The organism is Sporosarcina sp. FSL K6-1522 (assembly GCF_038622445.1).
Taxonomy (GTDB): Bacteria; Bacillota; Bacilli; order Bacillales_A; family Planococcaceae; genus Sporosarcina.
In genome coordinates this window covers 1,646,397-1,667,737 of the sequence record NZ_CP152019.1, presented here as the reverse complement: position 1 = coordinate 1,667,737, position 21,341 = coordinate 1,646,397, and the positions used below count along the sequence as shown (strand labels likewise).

The 21,341-nt window shown below is 40.8% G+C and carries 19 protein-coding genes; 4 read left to right on the top strand and 15 right to left on the bottom strand.

The annotated features are described in order from the left end of the window. Positions 1-192: 192 nt before the first annotated feature. A complete protein-coding gene (locus MKY34_RS08115; protein ID WP_342514680.1) occupies positions 193-807 on the bottom strand; it encodes a PH domain-containing protein in 615 nt (204 codons plus the stop codon). Between the two features lie 291 nt (positions 808-1,098). Here MKY34_RS08115 and MKY34_RS08110 point away from each other — a divergent pair, with 291 nt between their 5' ends. From MKY34_RS08110 to MKY34_RS08100, 3 genes are all read left to right on the top strand, one after another. After that, a complete protein-coding gene (locus MKY34_RS08110; protein ID WP_342514679.1) occupies positions 1,099-1,938 on the top strand; it encodes a YitT family protein in 840 nt (279 codons plus the stop codon). Between the two features lie 193 nt (positions 1,939-2,131). Further along, positions 2,132-4,060, top strand: a complete 1,929-nt coding sequence (locus MKY34_RS08105) for an S-layer homology domain-containing protein (protein ID WP_342514678.1) — start codon at positions 2,132-2,134, stop codon at positions 4,058-4,060. Positions 4,061-4,303: 243 nt separating this feature from the next. Then, positions 4,304-5,137 carry a MurR/RpiR family transcriptional regulator gene (locus MKY34_RS08100; RefSeq protein ID WP_342514677.1) on the top strand — a complete coding sequence of 278 codons (834 nt, stop codon included), beginning with the start codon at positions 4,304-4,306 and terminating at the stop codon, positions 5,135-5,137. Between the two features lie 60 nt (positions 5,138-5,197). Here the strand turns inward: MKY34_RS08100 and MKY34_RS08095 are convergent, their stop codons facing one another. From MKY34_RS08095 to rlmD, 3 genes are all read right to left on the bottom strand, one after another. After that, positions 5,198-6,619 carry a YfcC family protein gene (locus tag MKY34_RS08095; RefSeq protein ID WP_342514676.1) on the bottom strand — a complete coding sequence of 474 codons (1,422 nt, stop codon included), beginning with the start codon at positions 6,617-6,619 and terminating at the stop codon, positions 5,198-5,200. Positions 6,620-6,854: 235 nt separating this feature from the next. Next, entirely contained in the window at positions 6,855-7,997 is a 1,143-nt protein-coding gene (locus MKY34_RS08090; RefSeq protein ID WP_342514675.1) for a M20 family metallopeptidase, read from the bottom strand. Between the two features lie 435 nt (positions 7,998-8,432). Beyond that, a complete protein-coding gene (gene rlmD / locus MKY34_RS08085; RefSeq protein WP_342514674.1) occupies positions 8,433-9,830 on the bottom strand; it encodes a 23S rRNA (uracil(1939)-C(5))-methyltransferase RlmD in 1,398 nt (465 codons plus the stop codon). 253 nt (positions 9,831-10,083) lie between these two features. On the opposite strand from rlmD, the gene MKY34_RS08080 reads away from it, so the two are divergent. Next, positions 10,084-11,061 (top strand): tRNA-dihydrouridine synthase, encoded by a 978-nt coding sequence (locus MKY34_RS08080; protein ID WP_342514673.1) that lies wholly within the window; start codon positions 10,084-10,086, stop codon positions 11,059-11,061. Between the two features lie 88 nt (positions 11,062-11,149). Here the strand turns inward: MKY34_RS08080 and MKY34_RS08075 are convergent, their stop codons facing one another. The 11 genes from MKY34_RS08075 to MKY34_RS08025 form a co-directional block, all read right to left on the bottom strand. Next, positions 11,150-16,102 (bottom strand): DUF4132 domain-containing protein, encoded by a 4,953-nt coding sequence (locus MKY34_RS08075; RefSeq protein WP_342514672.1) that lies wholly within the window; start codon positions 16,100-16,102, stop codon positions 11,150-11,152. 15 nt (positions 16,103-16,117) lie between these two features. Further along, positions 16,118-16,537 carry a hypothetical protein gene (locus tag MKY34_RS08070; RefSeq protein WP_342514671.1) on the bottom strand — a complete coding sequence of 140 codons (420 nt, stop codon included), beginning with the start codon at positions 16,535-16,537 and terminating at the stop codon, positions 16,118-16,120. Between the two features lie 168 nt (positions 16,538-16,705). Then, a complete protein-coding gene (locus MKY34_RS08065; protein WP_342514670.1) occupies positions 16,706-17,158 on the bottom strand; it encodes an OsmC family protein in 453 nt (150 codons plus the stop codon). Positions 17,159-17,363: 205 nt separating this feature from the next. Continuing rightward, positions 17,364-17,912, bottom strand: a complete 549-nt coding sequence (locus MKY34_RS08060; RefSeq protein ID WP_342514669.1) for a GNAT family protein — start codon at positions 17,910-17,912, stop codon at positions 17,364-17,366. Between the two features lie 216 nt (positions 17,913-18,128). After that, positions 18,129-18,890: a glucose 1-dehydrogenase gene (locus tag MKY34_RS08055; protein ID WP_342514668.1), complete on the bottom strand. Its 762-nt coding sequence runs from the start codon at positions 18,888-18,890 to the stop codon at positions 18,129-18,131. Positions 18,891-19,098: 208 nt separating this feature from the next. Beyond that, positions 19,099-19,662 (bottom strand): hypothetical protein, encoded by a 564-nt coding sequence (locus tag MKY34_RS08050; RefSeq protein WP_342514667.1) that lies wholly within the window; start codon positions 19,660-19,662, stop codon positions 19,099-19,101. A gap of 37 nt (positions 19,663-19,699) precedes the next feature. Continuing rightward, on the bottom strand, positions 19,700-20,125 hold the full coding sequence (locus MKY34_RS08045; RefSeq protein ID WP_342514666.1) for a DUF4181 domain-containing protein: 426 nt from the start codon (positions 20,123-20,125) through the stop codon (positions 19,700-19,702). A 54-nt stretch (positions 20,126-20,179) separates the two neighbouring features. Then, positions 20,180-20,365, bottom strand: coding sequence for a hypothetical protein (locus MKY34_RS08040; RefSeq protein WP_342514665.1), 186 nt, complete (start codon positions 20,363-20,365; stop codon positions 20,180-20,182). Between the two features lie 47 nt (positions 20,366-20,412). Further along, positions 20,413-20,694 carry a hypothetical protein gene (locus MKY34_RS08035; protein WP_342514664.1) on the bottom strand — a complete coding sequence of 94 codons (282 nt, stop codon included), beginning with the start codon at positions 20,692-20,694 and terminating at the stop codon, positions 20,413-20,415. Between the two features lie 41 nt (positions 20,695-20,735). Next, positions 20,736-20,870 (bottom strand): LPXTG cell wall anchor domain-containing protein, encoded by a 135-nt coding sequence (locus MKY34_RS08030; RefSeq protein WP_342514663.1) that lies wholly within the window; start codon positions 20,868-20,870, stop codon positions 20,736-20,738. 61 nt (positions 20,871-20,931) lie between these two features. Further along, the gene (locus tag MKY34_RS08025; RefSeq protein WP_342514662.1) at positions 20,932-21,291 is read right to left on the bottom strand and encodes a hypothetical protein; all 360 of its coding nucleotides are present in this window, start codon (positions 21,289-21,291) and stop codon (positions 20,932-20,934) included. Positions 21,292-21,341 lie beyond the last annotated feature (50 nt).

Below are 21,341 nucleotides of genomic sequence, written 5' to 3'. Positions count from 1 at the left end.
TCTTTTCTATTTATAATGGGGGTCCACTACTACTATTCTAGCATTTTAGCTAGGTAGATTCACCTTTGGCACCATTACAAATCTACACTTTGAAAAGTTCTTGCCTCCAACAGAAAAAGTCCCAAGTTCCAAAACAAACTGTTTCAGAACTTGGGACCTCACACTTTTCTCAATGGTAATATGTACAACTAGTTAATTGTTAATATATTTCTCAAACACATCACTGAAGTCTTTGATGTTGTATTGGTCACGAACAGCCGTTAACCAAGAAAAACCGAATTCAGTCAATTGTTTATACTCGTCGGCTAACTGGATGTCAGACAAGCGTGTGTTATGCAACACTGTTACAGCTTTGTCCAGACTGCCATTCGCTAATTCTAACAAGATATTATTTTCGTGAACTTGTTCCGAAATATAGGCTAATGCTTTGTATAGATCATTCAATTGGGCAAGTTGCTTTTTGTCAACGTCAATGCTGAACGACTGATTGCCTAGAGTAAACTTGATTTCAACATCCAAATCTACTTTTCCCGCCGTTTCCAAATACACATTGGTAATTTGGAATTGCGAATACGGATAGCGTTTTAGCAAGCGCTTCGAAGAAATCGCTTTCTCTCCATCGACGTGAATAAATGCAATGTTCGTAAAGCAATATTCATCTGCTTTTGTCTTGATTAAAAAATAAATTTTTTCATGATCTTCATGTCGAATATAATCATCCGCATCCGTTTTATCATAATCTTCTGGACCGATGATTTTACCAATATCCGACAATCCTAACGCGTCTGCAGCCAATTTTTTCAGCATATGCCCCGCCCCTTCTCTCTACCTATATTCTTTCATCTGTATTATAGTACATTTCTTAAGACGGATATCAGAACCTTTATTCCTAAAAAAATTAACAGGCACTCAAACAAATCGTGATACCTACATCACACTCTGAAGGCAACCTGCAATAGCACCGACTATTCTGGTGTCGTATTGTGCAAATTAGTGGGAGTATGATGAGTATTAGAACAAGTTCTAGTGTATTATAGAAGGAACGACAACTTCTGAATGCGTTCAGAATGTGATGCACTTGTAGATGGGTGGGGTTTTATGAAAAAACGAATCGTCGATTTATTATTTATCCTTGCAGGTTCTTTTATTTTCGCATTAGCGGTAAACCTTTTTGTGATTCCGAACGACCTTGGGGAAGGCGGCGTTACCGGGCTAACCATTATTGCTTATTATTTATTTGAATGGTCTCCAGGCCTTGTCAACTTGATTATCAACAGTCTGTTGCTAATCGTTGGCTACAAATTTTTAAGTAAAAACACGACCATTTATACCATTATTGCTGTATTGTTCAATTCTTTGTTTTTACATATAACGTCAGATTGGCGCATTGCATCTGATGAAATCATTGTGAATACCATCTTTGGGGGCGTATTTGCGGGAATTGGGATTGGCTTAATCATCCGAGTCGGTGGTACGACAGCAGGTTCTACGATCCTTGCGAGTATTACACATAAATATCTTGGCTGGAGCATTAGTTACGGCTTGTTATTTTTCGATATGATTGTCGCTTTTTCCTCTTATTTCATTATCGGTGCGGAAAAACTGATGCTGACGATTTTGATGCTGTACATTGGTACAAAGGTGATGGAATACATTATTGAAGGATTCAATACGAAGAAAGCTGTCACGATTATTTCCAAAAAGCCCGATGACATTGCGCAACAAGTGAACGAAATTATGAATAGGGGCGTAACAGTCTATTCGGGGCATGGCTATTATTCAAAAGAGAAAAAAGAAATCTTGTACATTGTCATTAGCAGCCCTGAGGTTGTGCGCCTGAAAAAAATCGTCAAAGTGGCAGATCCAGATGCATTTGTCGCCATTCACGATGTACGTGACGTTTTCGGTGAAGGTTTTATGGAAATTACAAAATCATAAGAAGCAAACCCCCTTTGAGCAAATTGTCTCAAAGGGGGTTTAGTATATATAAAGAAGTTTTCCGTTCCAAGGGTCACAATTGGTAAAGGTACCTGTCACTCACACAATTAACAACTAGTTCTTTGTATCTATCAAGATTAATTTAAATAATATGCTATAATAAGGAGTAAAATAACACTGAGGACGTGAAGTTGTGAGGAAATACCCTTTGTTAGGCATGCTATTTGTATTATTTTCTGTTTTGATTTTTCCTGAAATGACAGAAGCAAATACAAAGAAAACGGCAGTTTACTTTTCTGAAGTAAATGATGAATACTCTCAAATTACAAGGCCAGGTGGAACGCATACATTTTATGGTGAGAAAAAATCCATTGATGCAAAGAATACATACAGCGCCATTTGGGATAAGCAGTTGAAAGTATTTCATTCATTACAACAAGATGGTTATAACGTAGAAAAAATTAATGAAAAAGATTTGACGAACCAAGCGAAACTACAACAGTATGATACCATTGTTTTTGCTTATGGTGTATTGATGACACATGAACAACGTCAAGTCGTCAAACAGTATGTTCGTGATGGCGGCGGTATTGTTTCGGTTTATGCCGGCGCACGTAATGAAGCAGATCCAAAGCTATGGAAAACAAATGCACTAGACCTGACGCCACTTATTTTCAAAACGCAATCATGGATCTGGGAATGGGATAACTTATCAGAAGTATTATCTTCTGGGTTTGTCTCAGATAATGCCGTGAAAAATTTACGCATTGCGCCTGGCATGAAAACACATCCCGTTATTCGGAATGCGGAGAAGAAGCTAGGTCGTTCATTGGAACTTTACAATGATCGTGCCAGTGGCGAATGGGTAGAAATATTATCTCCTTATTCCGGCTATGTTGCCCCACTTTTACAAATCGAGCAAGCCACTTCCCTTGATGGAAAACCACAATACGTCAAACGTGGTACGCCAATGGCATTAGCGACGGAATATGGTGATGGACGTGTGATCTATATCGGCTTTAAAATGTTTGACTTTTTACAAGTTGACGCACCAGAGGCCGCTTGGCGCGATAGCACGAAAGGTTTAGCTTATTCAGGCACACATGGCGCTAAAGATGCGCGTGTATTTTTAAATGAATCTGTGAATTGGACAAGCGAAACACTCGTTAAAAAACGCGTAGTAAAGTACGACGTCAATGTAAGCATGTCCGAACTACGTGCCTATCAAAGCCCGCAGAAAGACTATGTCATGTACGGAACCGCGCATGTTAAGAATACTGGAGACACGCCAGTTCGAGGAACTTTACTAGTCGAAGTCTTTGATCCAAAAGGTAAACCTGTAGCGAATTACGAACGGTATTTACCTGGACTTACACCTTATAGCGTAAAAGCAGGACCTCAAAATGAGAGTATCAATCTACACAATGAAAAGTTCGTATTCCGACTTCCATTAAACGCAATGAGTGGGAATTATGAAGTGCGTACAACATTTTTAGAAGGACATCGCGATCTAAAAGGCTATAAAATTCGAGCAGCTTCGATGACGATGAAAAAACAAGGGACAGCAAAAGCCGTCTTTACGAAGCAACAGCCTTTCAAAGATGTGCACATCAGTGACGATGCGTATCCAGCTGTTGAAAACTTGGCAAGTTTAGGGATCATTCGTGGATATGGTAATGGCATATTCAAGCCAGATGTAGCCGTAACACGTAAACAAGCGGTAGATATGATTTTGAAATCGACGAATATCCCAGTGCGTAAAGGATTAACGTTAGCCGCTACAGATATCAGCACATCCTCAGTCGATTACGATTTAATCGCGACGGCTGTCCATCACGGTCTATTAAAAGTAGAAAATGGGAAAGTTCGTCCATATGCAAATATGACACGTGCTGAGGCGGCAAATGCATTAGTAAACGGCTTTACATTTAAAGCCATTCCTACTCATTCATTTAATGACGTAACGAATTCAACTAACTATCATCAAGAAATCCATATCCTATCTCAGCTAGAGGTCGCAAAAGGATATGTCGCAACAAATACCTTTGCACCGAATAATACATTAACGCGTAAACACTTCTCTTCATTCTTAGATCGCTCATTACGCGCGGTTCAACGATAAAATACCGTGCTCATCACGTAGAGCATAAGCAAACGCCCCTTTATCTTTTCGGATGATGGGGCGTTCTTTGTATAGCTGTCACTCTAACGCCCTATACAAAGAAGTTTCTCAGTAGCTTCGTTTGTTTCATATGTGTAAAACGACGCAATAGCCTAACTTGAAATAAATTTTATGAGGGGATATACTTTATTTGAGATAAAAGTAAAGTATTCGGTTTAAAATAGGATGAAATAAGGTGTTTTTATGGAGCCAAAATATTTAGTGAAGACGAAAGAAAAGTACGATTCCTTAACAAAAGGGCTGAAAAAAGTAGCTGACAATGTATTGGTAGATCCTATGGTTTTTGTCATTCATCCGGCGAAACAATCGGGAAAAGTGATTGGTGTTTCTGAAACGATGATTATTCGATTTTGTAATGAGATCGGATACAAAGGCTTCAAGGATTTTCAACATGATATAAGAGAACATTTATTAAATAATACGCAAGATGTCACGACAGACATAGATGAACAGTATCAGCATCCTATTTTGAAGAGTATGACGTTAGATATGATGCATTTAAAAAGAAATATCGAACAAATTGATGTGGCGCTTATTGAACAAGTCGTCAATCTGATTCTGGATAATAAAAAGAGAGTGATTGTAGGCCATAATCATTCCTTTATTTATGCGCATTGGTTATCGACTAACTTACAATATCTTGTTGGAGACACGATATTATATCGAGCCGAAGAGGATTTTCTATTGATTGAAAAGCTGAAAGAAGGTTCTGTTGTCATTGCATTCTCTTTCTTTAGGTATTCTGTCGATACCATTAATATTGCGGAAAAAGCGAAGAAAAAAGGATTAACCGTGATCGCCATTACAGATTCACTCGATGCGCCAATTGTAGAGTTTGCGGACGTTGTCATTCCTTTAGTATTTACGAGAAATAGAGGGACAATCCATAAGTCTCCTGTGACAATGTCTATTTTAAATGTCCTATTATTCGAAGTGGCGAAGGTGATTGATGAAGAAGGCAATGATTCATCTGTTTTCCTAGAGAATACGAAAGACTATATTAATGAAGACTATTAAAAATAACATAAGAACCAAAAAAGATTCTAATGAACATACATTAGAATCTTTTTTGGTTAATTAGAATGGACCATATCCTGTGAAGATTGCATAACAGATTGCGATTGCACCGACGACTATCCACATTAACATAAGTGGGAAGGCGTATCGAATCCATTGTGTCCATCTGACACCTCCGACTGCTAGCACAGCCATGAGCACACCTGATGTTGGCGCGATGATGTTTGTAATCCCATCACCAAGCATGAATGCCAATGCACCTGTTTGTCTTGTAATCCCTAACATATCAACGAGTGGTACCATGACAGGCATGACAATGGCTGCCTGACCCGTTCCAGATGTTACGAGTAAGTTGAATAGCAGGTTAAAGACGAATAATAACAGTCCACCTGCGTAGACAGATACAGATTGTAATGGTGCTAGTGCTGCGTTAACAATTGTATCCATAACATGACCGTTCTCCATAATAACAATTACCGCACGCGCTAATCCAACAACTAATGCACCATACGTAATGGATCTTGCACCATCGATAAAGATTTTCACAAAATCATTTGGTGTAATGCGCGCAATCATTGCTATGAACATACCCATGATGAGGAAAATTCCAACTAATTCATTGACGCCCCAACCTTTTGTGAATGCACCGTAAATGAAAATACCGATGAATGAAACAAATGACAGCAATACAGCTTTTTGAAGCGTTGTAAATACAGCAGGTTTATCATCCAGGTTGCCGGCATCTTCCAGTTCATCTTCAAGCGTTCCAAATGGTTTGTCCCCCATAATTGACTTCTTCGGGTCGTTTTTAATTTTCTTCGCGTAAAGATTTGTATAGATAATGGTAATTGTCAGAAGTGCTATGAAAATAACAATACGTAAAGGCATCCCCGAGAATAATGGTAATTCCGCAATTGTTTGCGCTAAACCTAAAATCGTTGGATCGAAAATGCCGGCGATCATTCCTGAGAAATACCCAAGATAGATGGTTGAAATCCCAACAATGGCATCTAATTTTAAAGAGCGAGCAAGAGCGATTCCTATTGGTATAAAGGCGATAACAGCATTTGAAGCGAGTCCCATCGAAGCTAAGAGACCAAAGATTGCGGCTACAGAAGTGATTAATACCATATATCGACCTTTTGTTTTAACAATCAATGTATTGATTCCAGAGTCGATTGCACCTGTTGATTCAATGACGCGTACGATTCCCCCGATGACGAAGATTAAGAAAATAATGTTCGCAGATTGAATCAGTCCGACTTGAATAGAAGTAAAGAGTTCCAAGAAACCCGTCGGATTTGAGTCAATGACAGAATAGCTATTCGGAACCACTTTGGTCACGCCATCGATTGTTTCACGTTCATAAGAGCCAGCTGGAATAAGATACGTTGAAATCGCGGCCAATACAATAATTGAAAAGATAATGACAAACGCATCTGGCATGCCAAGCTTAAATTTCTTCTTTTGATTGTTGTTCATCTAAAGACCTTCCTATCTATATAAGGTATTTTTTGAAATATATGTTCAAGTTAATTTCATAATTGAATAATTCGCACTCAAATCCGAACGAGGTCGATTTCCACTTCAGGCGGACGCTTTCCGCGGGAGTCGCCGCCTTACGCTCCAATCAACGATATATTTACGAACTTTTTAATGAATAGTCATAGGGTTTGTTCGGTTTTACAACCGTAATAAGTGATTCGTTCGGATGAAATTAAAACGGGCTGTCCGTTTGAAAACGCTTAAGAATCTTCGTTAATAGTACTGTTCTTTCACTTAAACTAGCAATTTCTAAATATTCGTCTTCACTATGCGGCTTTCCACCGACAGGGCCTAGGCCATCTATTGTTGGGATGCCTAATATCGAGACGAGCGATGCATCAGAGCCGCCACCTGTAGCAACATGTGTAATCGTAATGCCTAATTCTTTTCCTTCTTGTTCAATGAGGTGAATGATTTTTTCGGTATCCTTCGTGAAAACCATCGGATAACGGTTAATGCCGCCTGTTAATGTAAGGGTTACACCCTCAATTTCAGAGGTTGAACAAATATCTTTCACAGCTTGTTCAATTTCCACGGCTTGTTCTTCTCTGCTAATGCGCACATCTATGGTAGCGCTTGCAAAAGCAGCAACTGTATTCGTTGACGTTCCGCCGTTAATCGTACCGACATTGACGTGAATGCCTTCTGTTAAATTAGATAACGCATGGAGTTTTACAATTTTATGACCAAGTACTTCGATTGCACTACGTCCGTTTTCAGGCTCGATGCCTGCATGTGCTGCTTTCCCGTGAATTTCAAGTAAATAGTTTCCTGTCCCTTTTCTTTCACTGACGAGAGATCCATCAGCGCGAGCTGGTTCTAAAACGAATGCGGCTTTTTTACCCATTGCATGCTTTTCAATGAATGATCGTGAAGCTTTAGAGCCGATTTCCTCATCGCTATTCAATAAAATTTCGATGTTTTTGTAAGCATCGTTTTGCTGTGCCATTAATTCACGAATTGCAAAATAGAGCTGCACATGGCTCGCTTTCATATCAATTACACCAGGTCCAAAAGCACGGTGCTCGTCTTTAGAAAAAGGCCGCTTCTCGACAGTTCCTTTCGGAAAAACAGTGTCCATATGCGCTAACAGTAAAATCGCTGGATTCACGGCTTCTTTATGACGTAATACGATGTTGTTCCCTAATGCTTCGTTCTCGTATGTAGTGATTGAAAAGCCGATTTCTTCGTAAAGTTTGCAAAGGTAATCCCCTACTCGATCTACGCCTTCTTTGTCAAAACTTCCACTATCGATATTGACTAATTCTTCTAGCATCCTAAGCATCTGATGCTTATTTTGTTGTATTGTCGACATTTTTCCACCTCATTTTATAAAATCTATGTCAATTGACTCATAACATTAAAAGTGTTCAGTTATATCCGCTTAAAAATAAAGTGATTTCCTGCACTATATCCAAAATGAAGTATAAACTTTATTCATTAGTTTATCAAGGTGAAATGTAAAAGAATAAAGAAAAGTCCATCTTTGAAGCATATGCATATAAGAGTTTTACAATTATTTATTCAGAAAACTGATGGCTTCTTTTACATTAATCCATTGGGCTTAATGAGCTTTTAAACTGTTGTTTTGACTGTAGTAAACATCCATTTTTTTGTTAAGCAATAATCTTTTTTTATCGCAAAAAAACCTAACTCTATGCATAAGAGTTAGGTTTTACTGTAAAATTATAGGTGTAATCTATTGGTACGTTCTAAATTAATTTGCCATGATTGAGGGATTATGAACAACTCAATCATCTTCTAAAACTAGCAGTGTCACTAATTCCACATGCGTCGTATGCGGGAATAAGTCGACAGGTTGCACAGTTTTTAACTTATAGCCAAATGGCAGCAATTCAGCAACATCCGTTGCAAATGTGTCAGGATTACAAGATACATAGACAATCCGTTTTGGTTGGGAACGACCTATGCGGCGCATCACTTTCCCGCCAGCTCCACAACGCGGTGGATCTATCAGCAAAATATCCGCAAAGCCGAACTGCTCGTGCATTTCATCAATCCCTCTCCGTGCATCACGGGCAAGGAATGTCGTGTTATGCAAATCATTATCGACGGCATTGCGTTTCGCAGATTCAATCGACGTCTCGACAATTTCGATTCCAGCCAATTCCTTCACACGTGCAGCGAACGGTAAAGAGAACGTGCCGACACCACAAAACAGGTCAATCATCTTCTCGTCTTCCTGTGGTTTCCCCATTTCCAACGCAAGATCCACAAGTTTTTGAGCTTGTACAGGGTTCGTCTGGAAGAAAGTATCGAACCACAGACGATAGCGATAGCCCGCCATTTCATCATAAATGAAATCACGCCCCGCTAACAGATGCGTATCCTCCGACTGCGTACGATCCGCCCAGTCTGTATTGACAAGCCAAAGAAGGCTTTTCACATTCGGGAACTTCGCCGTAATTCGTTCAACAAGGTTTTCAACAGCAGACGCCAATTCACCGTCAGGCTTTTCCGTCGCAAACAAAGCCAACATCATTTCACCCGTTGCAAACGATTCCCGTACCATCAAGTGACGCAGAAGCCCCGCATGTGCATCTTTGTCATAGCCTTTAAGGCCAAACTCTTTGACCCATTCACTGACTTCCAACATGCCATCGACCATATTCCGGCCTGCAATCCGACACGTCTCTAGCGGGATAATATTGCGGAAATTGCCCTGTTCATGCAGACCAATGTTCCCTTCAGGCGAAAACGTAAACTCCATCTTATTTCGATAATGCCACGGGTCGTCCATGCCAATCGTATCCAATACCAGTTCAGTATCGAGTCCTTCACCTTGCAATGCGTTCTTCACTTGCTGTGTCTTATACTTCAATTGTCCTTCATACGTCCAATGTTGCCACACACAACCGCCACACAGTTCAAAATGTGGACAAGGTGCAGCTGTCCGTTCCGGGCTCGTAGCTACAATTTCTGCCGGCATAACTTTCCATCTGCGCTTATCAGGTCGTTCAACAACTACCTTCACCGACTCCCCTGGGAGCGTCTGCGGAATCGTCAACTTTAACTTTCTAGGATTAAACCCTTTATCACTCTCAATCCACACCGCAGCTTGTCCATTGCCCTTCGGATCTAAATGATCAATTGTCGCAACGAACGTTTCTTCTTTTATAGTAGTCAAGGAATGATTCCCCTTTCAACAATCCAGTCATCTAAAAATCTTTTTAATAAAGACATGCCTTGTTATTATAACAAAATCATGCGCTATGAACATGTACATCTGATAAGTTCAGTCGGAGAATGCGCTATATGTGACAGTCGCTTACACAATTTATGCTGTGCATCCAACAACAAGAAATGATACTATATGATGATGGGTACAGGACTTTACGATTCCTTATATCGTTTTATATGTTGCAACAGGAGGAGAAAAAATGCGTAACGAAGATAATTTTTGGCTTGATTTACCGAAGCCGTTTTTTATATTAGCACCAATGGAAGATGTCACGGACGTTGTGTTTCGCCATGTCATTAGTGAGGCTGGAAAACCCGACGTATTTTTCACGGAATTCACGAATACAGAAAGTTATTGCCATCCTAACGGAAGAGAAAGTGTGCGTGGGCGTTTAATGTTCACAGAAGATGAGCAACCAATCGTCGCGCATATTTGGGGCAATAAACCCGCCTACTTTGAACAGATGAGTATCGATATGAAAAAAATGGGGTTCCGTGGCATTGATTTAAATATGGGCTGCCCCGTACAAAACGTGGCAGCAAACGGAAAAGGTGCAGGGTTAATCCAACATCCCGAAGTAGCAGCAGAAATTATTCAAGCAGCCAAAGCGGGTGGATTACCCGTTAGTGTGAAAACAAGATTAGGCTACGTCAACGTTGATGAATGGCGCGATTGGCTAACACATGTATTGAAACAAGACATCGCGAATCTTTCCATTCACCTTCGTACAAGAAAAGAAATGAGCAAAGTAGACGCACACTGGGAACTGATCCCCGAAATCAAAAAATTACGCGACGAAATTGCACCAAACACGTTATTAACGATAAATGGCGACATTCCCGACCGCGCAACAGGACTAAAATTAGTCGAACAATACGGCGTGGACGGTGTCATGATTGGCCGCGGCGTTTTCACCAATCCATTTGCATTTGAAAAAGAACCAAAAGAGCATAGCGTCAAAGAGCATCTCGATTTACTGCTTTTACAGCTAGATCTTCACGATCAATATTCAACTGAAGCCGAACCTCGCCCGTTCAAGCCACTTCTTCGCTTTTTCAAAATCTATATTCGTGGCTTTAAAGGCGCAGCTGAACTAAGAAACCAACTGATGGATACGAAAACAACAGATGAGGTACGACGTTTGGTGAAGCAGGTCTTAGATAACGGATTAGATTGAGGCCTACACAATCGAACATACAAAAAAAGACTTGCGCAAATGGCAAGTCTTTTTTTGTAATTCCCCCACTCCCATAGAACTTCTCCGATTATGTCAACTGCATCAAAATCCCCGGATCTTTAATCTTCTGATCTTCCGCCAGTAACATAATCTTCGACAAAATTTCCGCAGTCTTCGGATCTTCATCTATAAATGGTAAGAAAATACGTCCTCTATGCTGGGAATGGACAGGAATGATATGCATCGCCCCTGTTGCTTGTTTATACACCATGCCGCTGCCCAAATGGACGCCGTATTCCCCGAGCTTTCCGTCGATTCGAGCGTAGTTGCCGTCCAAACGAACATTGTCAATTTTCAACAGACGAAGTGATTCATTCACAATAACACTTCGCATCGCAATCGTTGTCAAACTCGCTTCCGGGTCAACCCCACCGACATGCGCCACACTCACGACTAAATCGATATCGCGCATGACTTCGGAAAATAGGATGGCCGGAACCTTGTCAAACGGCACACTCTTATACGTATTTCGATCAAAAAATTGAACGGTTTCTAACGTAGGTGCTTCAACATCAGAAGGTGAGAACCAATCCGCCAGCGCATAGAGATTAACGATTAAATTCTCCGCATAATAGACCTTTTGCAGTCCCTCTTCATAACTGACCGTCCACTGGCGATTTTTCAGCAAAGCGACCGCTTTTCTCGGTTGCACTTGATGTCCAGCATATCTGCGCGACACCGTTCCGTGTGCCAGTTCGTCCGCATTCGGAAGATATAATTCGCGGAATATCTGCTTAAATGGCTGCCTCATTTGTCGCTCAAATAAATCTTGCTGATATTGACTCCACTGACCGCTTTCGTATAAATGCAGTGGATGCGCAATGACAAGCTCTTCCTGCCCCTCAAGTGATACCGATACACCTGCCGGATCAATCAATGCATTTTCACCATCGAAGTACCCCAAATAGTCGTCGGCTTTCAACACCAATGTTCGCAACAAAGGCGCAATGACTGGATTTTTTGCCAATCCCTTTACTTCCGCAAACATAAATCGAGTTCCTGCCTCCATCGAACGTTCAAGTTCCTGACGCGCTCTCTTATACTGGTCTGTTAGCTCTGCCTTCATAGCCTTCAAAGCAGTGACATGATCATCCTTTTTAAATTTGGCCGGAACGTTTTTCAACGCTTTCCCTTTGCGCGTAACCTCAATGGCTGCCCGCCCTTCTTCATCAATGGACAACTGGACAGTCGTCTCCTCATCGAGCGAATGCGGTTGAAAATAGGCTTGCATATCGTCCAATTTCCGCGCTTCCATATCCCACATCAGGCGAATGACATCACTATAACCGGCATTTCTCGCCAAATTCCCGAGTGCAATTTGTGAAACTAAGCCTTCACTCGCTCGGCGCTGCGCACCAAATTTCTTACTCTGTGCGAGAAAACGTTGGATGAAATCATAGCGTTCACGCACATCTTGTTCCCGTTTGTCGCTCAACGGAATGAGACTATAGCTCAGCAAATGCTCCTTATTGCGTTTCGCTTCAACCGACTGCTGCATATCCTCAATCGACAACTTCCCGAGTGTTGCATCTGCAAACAACTGTGATCTGCGGTGATTCGATCCAGCCGAAATATATTTAGCACAATCATACAACAGGCCAAATCGCTCGTCTCCCACCGTCGCATACGCCTCTTTAAACCACTCGATATCAAACGCACCATCCTGAAAATCCTGTGCCGAAATCGGTGAATAATGCGCGACAATCGTTTCCTTCTCCGCTGAAAAACTTTCATTGATATGTGCATGGAAATACCAAGCTGCACTGCGCAAACCATCCCAATTTAAATAGTTCGCAACAACGTCCAACCATTGCGGAGCATACATCGCCGCCTCTAGCAATCTTTTCTCTGAAATATCACGCCCCGCCAACAATTGTTGCAACAGCTCATGCCCTTCCCCTTCACGCGGATAGCTGATTTTCAAGAGATGACTGAACGCTTCCTTCTTCGTAATGCTATCGCCATAGCCGTAAACATACCCACGAATAAAAGTTTCTTGCTGAAGTCCTGACAAAATCCGAACAAAATACTCCAAGCCCTCCATTCGCCCTAGCGCCATCGCCAAAGGTGTCACTTCCGTTGGTAAATCTCCCCGCTCCAGTTCAACATCCAAAATCCGCTCCACGACCGTCCGCCGAATCGGCTCCAATGACGGCTTATCCTCTATGTCATTTTTCCATACAGCTGTCAAACGTCGCATATAATTGCGACTGTCATGGCTAGCAAGTAACTCTCGATACAGTTCTTCCGCCACAATCATTCCACCATCATAAGCACGTATATAATCTTTTAAATCGAGAATGGAATACTCCAGTTTCTTAGACTTCAGCCGATCTAGCGTATAAAAAATATGAAATAAACGCTTAAAACTATCTTCATCATGCAGACGACTGCGTGCCATCGACTGCCAAGGACCCGTTAACAACAATGGGATGCCTCTTTCAGCCGCAAACTTCTCTTGTGGAATGGCTTGCATAATTGTTTGTAAGGCATCCATTGTGACCGAAAACGTTGCGCGCTTATCACTATCCATAAAATAAGCGTGGAGTAGATTAGTGATTTGTTCATGGTACATACAGTCTTTCAAAGCCGTTTGCACATCCTGAATTTGTTGCACAGGATAAAATTGCTCCACAAACTCCTTGCACCAGCCATCTAACAGCGTTTGCTGACCCAATTGTCTATCATCGTCAAAATCATACTCATACCAATAATAATCATCCAACGGCTTCTCCAATGGTTCTACTATCGAATAGAAATAGATTTGCAGTAAATCGATGGCCTCTAACTGACTACGCTCTACATACTCCCTCCACACTTCATGCAGCGGATACTTCTCCAGTTCGGAGTCCCCTTCTCTTTCTTCCTGATAAGGACGAGTACTTCTCAATGTAGCCCCCACTAACAACGTATCCTTATAGCCCGAGTAATACTCAACCTCATATTCCGTATCACGATGTTTGTGGATTTCTCGTTCCAGCCCAGCAAGAAAACCAACGATTTCTTCTGTCGATAGCCGGAAAATATGTCCCCAGTCAAATGCCCCAATTGCTGGTGTTTCTGCTAACCAAGGTTCAATCGCCTGTGGGTCGAATAAACCAAAACCGTTTGCCAACGTATAGTCATTTCGTTGACGAAGCCGACCAAGTACCTGCTGCTCTTTCTGCGTCGGTTTGGCAATTAAATCGGGTAACTCTCGCAATCTTTCATATAACTCCTCACGTTCCGTGTCCTCAAAAATCTCCACAATCGTCTCCAGCGCCGCCAAGCGTTGCAACTCGCTCTTGCCTTGTACTAACCGCGTCAATGACGCAAGCACACTGTCCTCCGGCTGTCGCAATAAAATCGCAATCGCACTTTGACGCAAAGAACCCGTCTTCAGCTTTAACAAGTTTTCGATACGTTGTAACTCTGCTTCATTTAACGTCCAATCTTTCGCCTGCTCCAATGCTTTTTCACGGTTACTCATGCTTTTATCCGATAAAGAACTAAAAACAAATTCACGTTGCACGGCATCCGTATCATTTTCAATGAAAGATGATAGTAATTCGCCCCGCATGTCTACACTTAACCGATCTTTCAACGCAATGACAGCAGCAATCCATTCATTGTCCATATCATAAGCCGTCAAGTACAGCATTTTACGGATAGGCAAATCAGGCGTATAGTGAAAATGCACAAAATCCAAGACGCTAGAAGGAGCAGATTGCGCTTTCACTGTCGTATTTAACGCCATCGTACACAATTGCTCAAATTCTCGCCGGCGTTCTTCTTTACTAGCTAACAGCGGCGTACGTTCGACGACCAAACGACGCGCTTCACTTTCTGGTCGCCACGGACGCGAATAATCATAGCAATAGTTAGTTAATACCCAGTACTGTAATTCTGGATTTATCGCATCTAAGTAGTGGCGCGCAATGCCATAGCGCACTTCGCGATTCTCACTATTGGCCAGCACATATTGCGCAATAATTTTTTGATAGTCCTTCCCATGCTCCATTAAATACGCAACTTTATCAAATAACTCCTGCTCTTCCCAAACTGCCGTCGCCCATAAGCTTAAATAGACATGATTCGCGTTGCCACTCGCTAACCAAGATGCGCGAACCGCTTCATCTTGCACGACCTCGTATGCATCCTCAATCAGCTGCTCTGCAACACGCTGATTGACCGCTTCCAATCCCATCCCTGTCCAAACGCCAAGCGCTCTCACTACCGCACTATAGCGAATCAATCCTTCGTCAAGAATCACCTTCAATAGATGGACAGTTGCCGCCAACGTCCCTTCATCCATCGTTTCCATAATCGATTGCCGTAGCCCTTCCTGCAACCGTGCCGCGGTCAAGAGCTCACCCATCATGTGATACATCTTGTCATCGTGACTCATGAACATCCCTTTCATCATCTCTCGGCTCAGCAACGCAGTTTGATTGTCTCCGTAGACAATTTCTTGTAATGCCTCTGTCACCTGTGGATTCTGACGGTCGATTTCAAACGCTAAGACATCACTGATAACCGATGTCAATCGATAAGAATGGCGCATCGAATAATCCGCTACCGTCAAATAATCGACAATCGAAAACGCATTGCATTCCATATACAATATCGCACTCATCTTGCTCATGATTTGATGCAGATGGACCGTCAAGTCCTTCGTACGGAAAGGCCTACGCGCATAACCCGCGGCATATGGATAATCCGTAATATGTGTCACGATATAAGCAAAAACTTCCCCCGTATATGTACTTGCCAGCTGTTTCATCACCCGCACAAGCGGCTCAAACAATGTCTCCTCGTTCTCTTTCGCAAGTGTCTGCAATCGCTCTTGACAAGCTAAAAACTGCTTTTCATCGTGACTGATATACACCATTTGACTTAACTCAACAACCCACTTCGCTAGTGAGACGAGCTCGGGTTCAACCTCCGTTGCTCGTTCTTGTAATGCAGCATAATAGGCCTTTTGCTGTTCTTGATTCTCCATCCTTCCCTCTCCCCTTCACCATAATCTTCCCGCTAACATCGTGAACCTAATAAAAACCAATTCATCCTCTTCCCTCAGTGTCAGCGGTGCATCGAGCTGACTCACTTCTTCTTCACGAATAAACACTTTGTACAGCCCATCTTCAAACGCGACAATCGCCGTGTCTTTTGCTTTCGCAAGATCAGGAAGTTGTTCGTGATACACTGCCCCAAATCCGACTTTGCCCGTTTCGCTGCGCTCTTCAATTTCCGCTCCTGTTAACAATGGAAACCAATCCATATTTTTTTGCTGATCACTCAATTGTTCGACATTCAGTGTCACAACTGCCGTGATCAATTCCCTGAGCGTTGCTGGAATCGTCGGTAACTCCATTTCCTGCTTGGTCAAAACATTTTTTCGTTTCCCCAAACTTTTCACTGTCACATAAAACTTCATCGACATATCCCTCCTTTCATTTGTCCTAATAATCCAATTATATCGAACGTACGTTTTAAATTCAATGCATATAGATGCTCGACGTACAAAAAATGTTAAAAGTACCAATTACCTAAATAAATAAAAACACTACTTTATAACGATTGTTATAAAATAGTGTTTGATGTTTTATCCTCTTATCCAATTTGAAACAACAGGCACCCCAGCATCTACTAGCAAATTCATCACTGGGCATCTTTTCTCTACTTTCTCTTTTAACTGTTGAATGCGCGCTTCGTTTTCTTCCGTTTTAATAATGACATCAAAATCGACTGATTGAAAATGTGGTGAGACGCCTTCTACTCCCATTAAACCTTGTAAATCCAACGAACCTTCATTGGCAAATTCAACGCCTTCATACGAAAACTGAAGTTCTTTCGCGATGATGGCAATCATAACAGACGTACAACTTGATAATCCGGCCAATACAAATTCAACCGGGTTTGGCCCTTCGTCTGTTCCGCCTAAACTTTTCGGTTCATCGACAACAAACGGTGCAAAGTGACGCACTGCAATCTCCGTCTTAACCCCTTCTTTCCACACTCCAGTTGTCTTCACTTTCAATAATTGACTTGTTGACATTAAAACACCCTCATTCCCTATTAAATTAATATGTTTTAATGAATATAACAGTAATATGTAAAATAAGCAATATACTTTTATAATTTTACGACTATTACTGACGAATGTGAGACTACAAAAATCATGCCACTATCCTAGGTATGACACAACATAATTACACGATTTTTTTGTAAAAGAGTTGCGCAGATGCAAGGCGACCATCCCCCTACTTCTTTTCATTCCATTCATCAGCTAATACTCCATAAACAACATGGTCAACATAATGATCGTATAACCATTCCGCTCTTCTAATACAGCCCTCATTCACAAAACCTAGTCTTTCGGGTATACTTCTACTTTTCTTATTGCCTACAGCAGCTCTAATTTCTATTTTATTTAATTGTAATTCCGTAAAGGCGTAATCAGTCAATGCCTTAGCTACCCTCGTCATAATACCATTCCCTTGATATCCTTCCCCCAGCCAGTAGCCAATAGAAGCTGTATTGTTTGACCGATTGATACTATTAAAACCAGCCACTCCAACAACATTCCCTTTAAATAAAATAACCGTATTCAAACTTCTATTTTCAGCAAATCCTTTTACACACATTTTGATAAACTCTACGGTATCTTCATTTTTGGTGGTGGTATCTAGCCAAGGAAGCCATTCTCTTAAATAACCTCTTGAGTTATTCGTTAATTCAAAAATCCGTTCTGCATCCTTTAGTTCTATTAATTTTAAAGCTAAATCCTCATCAATCTTATGTATGAACACATTAATTCCTCCCTGTAATGCAATCTTCTAAACCATAATTTGGTGACACTTTATCCAGTAAGTAAACTTCATTCAAATGAAATTTATAAAAACGAAGTGACTATCAAAATCAACCTGACACTAAATGGCACTTTCAGAATCAGGTCGATTCGCATATATTCAAACTGCCCTATTCGCTATCAACATTGCAAAACCTAGCAGTGTTCCAATCCTCCATCACTTCGCAGTTTGCCCGCCATCTACAGCTAAATTCACACCCGTAATATAAGAAGCCCTATCCGAACAAAGCCACAATGCAGCTTGCGCCTGTTCTTCGGGACGCCCCATACGTCCGAGCGGAATATCATTTTCCACGTATTTCGCTTGTTCCGGCACTTCCTTCGCCCAAGCTTCCACAGCAGGTGTCAAGGTCATCCCCGGGCAAATCGAGTTGACTCGGATACCTTTTTTCGCATACTCCAAGGCAACCGATTTCGTTAAACCATTAACCGCCCATTTCGCTGCACTATACGTAGCCAAGTTTTCCGACCCAAGCAAGCCTGACGTAGACGCTGTATTGACAATCGCCCCTCCGCCCGAAGCAAGCATAGCTGGGATTTGATGTTTCAAGGAATAATACAAACTCGTCTGTGTGATTTGAATACAACGATCCCATTCCGCCGACTGCGTTTCGGCAATCGGCATGGAAGGTGCGCCGATTCCCGCATTATTATGCGCCCAATCCAAACGTCCATAAAGCGCAACGGTTTGTGTCACCAAATTCATAATTTGTTCTTCCTCCGCAACATTACAGGCAATGAAAACCGCTTCCCCGCCCTGTTCTTTAATGAGCCGAACCGTCTCCTTGCCCGCCTCTTCATTAATATCTGACACAACCACCTTTGCCCCTTCTTCCGCAAAAACAAGGGCACTCGCTCTCCCCAGACCACTTCCCGCTGCCGTGACGATGCCTACTTTCTCCTTCATCAATTTCCCCATACTATTCCCTCCTTTGTACACTTCTTCAATTCGACACGAGGTGTGAATATCCTTTTTGTTCCTGTGAAGATGTCATACTAAACACAACCTTGTATCTCCTTAAGTGCTTCTCACACGATTCCAGATTTCAAAAAAGCAAAAAACCTACTCCCTCTGTATCTTGAACGAGGAATTAGGCTTCTAGTTTCCAATAATCGCATCTGTTACTTCAAGTCGAGCGTTCCATTGATCTCGTGTAACCAAAACACTCTCTAAATAATTTTCTACCAATATAGTTGTGAAAGTTTTTATATGTATATCTGTAAAATTCATTCCAATAGCTAATCATTCTATTATAGCTTTTACAAAACGACACACGATTTTCAAGACAAAATCTCTTAATCCGTTCTGTATCCTGTTCCTTTAAAATATCATAAGTCATTTCTACTATTTCAACGATATATTCATCACATACTTTGACGATATAAGGAATAGCCCAATCTTCATAATCCATCTGCAGCAACGCATACACATGCTTTTGGCGAACAAACCCGTCACAACTTCTTGAATAAATACAATGCAAAATCATCTTTTGTCGTAAACTTAAATTGTCCATAATCTCATCTGAACTATCAATGGCGTAGATGCGATAAGGAAACCTAACTACGTTTTGCTCTTGAATATATTGAATCGTATCCGGGGACACATCAATAGCGACATTATTATAAGATATCATTCCAACCACTATAGCCACATCTTCTCTTAAATAATTCGGAAATCCATCTTGAAACATCTAATCACACCCTTGCTAAAAAAAGTACCACAGCCACTCAAAACAATCCAAAAAAGTTAGTCATCAACACCGTAATTAACAATATTGCCCCTATTACTAATTGAATAGTCGATAAAATATAGGCATTCCTGTTTTCTGCATATCTCTTCTCCATAATGATTCGAACTATTTCAGTCGCAATAATAATAACAAACAAAACGATATATGTTTCCCAAAACCAAATAGGATCATACGGATCGCGTATAAAGTTGTTAATGAAAAAGCCGATAAACAACAAGGCAATACCAATAATTCTAACGGTCCAATCCATTTTTTTATGTTTATCATTTACATGACCATAAGAGAAAAAGCTTCTCTTTTCAACATTAAGCCATTTTCTCAACACTTTATTAATGATAAAGAAAAAAAGTCCAATAATAGCTAACGCTAATATTACCTTTATATAATTATCCTCCACATCCATGCACCCACCACCTACCCTTTTTACCTTTAGCCAGTTTCGATTATCATCATTTAATTAATCCCCAAAACCATTTTCTTTACTTTCCCAATCAGTAAAAAGATATATTCCCAAAATAATAACAAACGCTAAACTAAGAACCTTGACAATCCATAAACCATGTCCGAATATCAATGTGCAAATAAAATAAGCAATCCATGTAAGTATCGTTATTGCTAAGAAAACCCGCTGTCTTTTACTCATATCATAAACCTACTTCTCTAAGATAAATGGCCCGTTTATAATGTAGTTTACAAACTCGGCTTATGCGATTGCAAAAGCCCTAAAAATTCTTTTTTGGTATAGATATATACTTTGGGCTTAGGGGTATTTTCTGTCGCTACCTCATTTTCCAACTGTATATGATTTGCATTTATTTTTCTAATCACATACATGTTACCTTCGTACTCCCCCTGTCGGAAATTATCCAATGCAACAAAATTATAAATTAAATAATATGTTTCAATGTCCATTATTTCACTGTCAATAAAACCTTCGAATACATCCGGTAAAATAAAATCACCATCTTTCATCACTTCACCCCTATTCAACAATATAGCCAGTTATAAAATACTCAATAATTGGCTTTCCCTCTCTTTTTCACTCTGAAAAAGAAGTAGCCAGCTATTAGCAATACAAAAACAGCACCCACGGCAAGTAAAGATGGCGTATCGAAAATAAAAAAATAGGAATCTTTCACTTCATACATGACGAACACCTCCTTTTATTTTTAAAAATCTCGCCTAATAACAGAATAGCTGCATACGAAATTATTGAGAATTTGGCACTTTATTAATCGTCAATAAATGCCCTTCTTGCAGCAGAAGTTGCTTTGGATTAACAATCTCGTGCCATAGTAAGTTAGACTTTTTCTGTACTTTTAGTTCAACTTGATCTGAATTTAATAAGTGCGCTATTTGCACTGTACAAACCGGATAGGATGCAGTGTAATTGCGAATATACTGTAGCAACTCACGCAACTCCCACTCTTTTTTTACACCATTAAAAATCTCTACCTGAACGGGGTAATCAAACCCTGGAATCATCCACGGCTCAATCTCTGTAAAATCAAGCGAAGTATTACCTAAGCCCAATTTCTGATCTGATGCTAAATAATAATAATTCGTCATTTTACTCCCCCTAAAATGGGACTTATACTTTATAAACATAGTCATCAGAT

What these genes read in the sequence shown, in the direction of transcription:
- MKY34_RS08115 (WP_342514680.1), bottom strand. Translation starts at nt 807, where the DNA reads ATGCTGAAAAAATTGGCTGCAGACGCGTTAGGATTGTCGGATATTGGT.
- MKY34_RS08110 (WP_342514679.1), top strand. Translation starts at nt 1,099, where the DNA reads ATGAAAAAACGAATCGTCGATTTATTATTTATCCTTGCAGGTTCTTTT.
- MKY34_RS08100 (WP_342514677.1), top strand. Translation starts at nt 4,304, where the DNA reads ATGGAGCCAAAATATTTAGTGAAGACGAAAGAAAAGTACGATTCCTTA.
- MKY34_RS08095 (WP_342514676.1), bottom strand. Translation starts at nt 6,619, where the DNA reads ATGAACAACAATCAAAAGAAGAAATTTAAGCTTGGCATGCCAGATGCG.
- MKY34_RS08090 (WP_342514675.1), bottom strand. Translation starts at nt 7,997, where the DNA reads ATGTCGACAATACAACAAAATAAGCATCAGATGCTTAGGATGCTAGAA.
- MKY34_RS08080 (WP_342514673.1), top strand. Translation starts at nt 10,084, where the DNA reads ATGCGTAACGAAGATAATTTTTGGCTTGATTTACCGAAGCCGTTTTTT.
- MKY34_RS08075 (WP_342514672.1), bottom strand. Translation starts at nt 16,102, where the DNA reads ATGGAGAATCAAGAACAGCAAAAGGCCTATTATGCTGCATTACAAGAA.
- MKY34_RS08070 (WP_342514671.1), bottom strand. Translation starts at nt 16,537, where the DNA reads ATGAAGTTTTATGTGACAGTGAAAAGTTTGGGGAAACGAAAAAATGTT.
- MKY34_RS08065 (WP_342514670.1), bottom strand. Translation starts at nt 17,158, where the DNA reads ATGTCAACAAGTCAATTATTGAAAGTGAAGACAACTGGAGTGTGGAAA.
- MKY34_RS08055 (WP_342514668.1), bottom strand. Translation starts at nt 18,890, where the DNA reads ATGGGGAAATTGATGAAGGAGAAAGTAGGCATCGTCACGGCAGCGGGA.
- MKY34_RS08050 (WP_342514667.1), bottom strand. Translation starts at nt 19,662, where the DNA reads ATGTTTCAAGATGGATTTCCGAATTATTTAAGAGAAGATGTGGCTATA.
- MKY34_RS08045 (WP_342514666.1), bottom strand. Translation starts at nt 20,125, where the DNA reads ATGGATGTGGAGGATAATTATATAAAGGTAATATTAGCGTTAGCTATT.
- MKY34_RS08040 (WP_342514665.1), bottom strand. Translation starts at nt 20,365, where the DNA reads ATGAGTAAAAGACAGCGGGTTTTCTTAGCAATAACGATACTTACATGG.
- MKY34_RS08035 (WP_342514664.1), bottom strand. Translation starts at nt 20,694, where the DNA reads ATGAAAGATGGTGATTTTATTTTACCGGATGTATTCGAAGGTTTTATT.
- MKY34_RS08030 (WP_342514663.1), bottom strand. Translation starts at nt 20,870, where the DNA reads ATGTATGAAGTGAAAGATTCCTATTTTTTTATTTTCGATACGCCATCT.
- MKY34_RS08025 (WP_342514662.1), bottom strand. Translation starts at nt 21,291, where the DNA reads ATGACGAATTATTATTATTTAGCATCAGATCAGAAATTGGGCTTAGGT.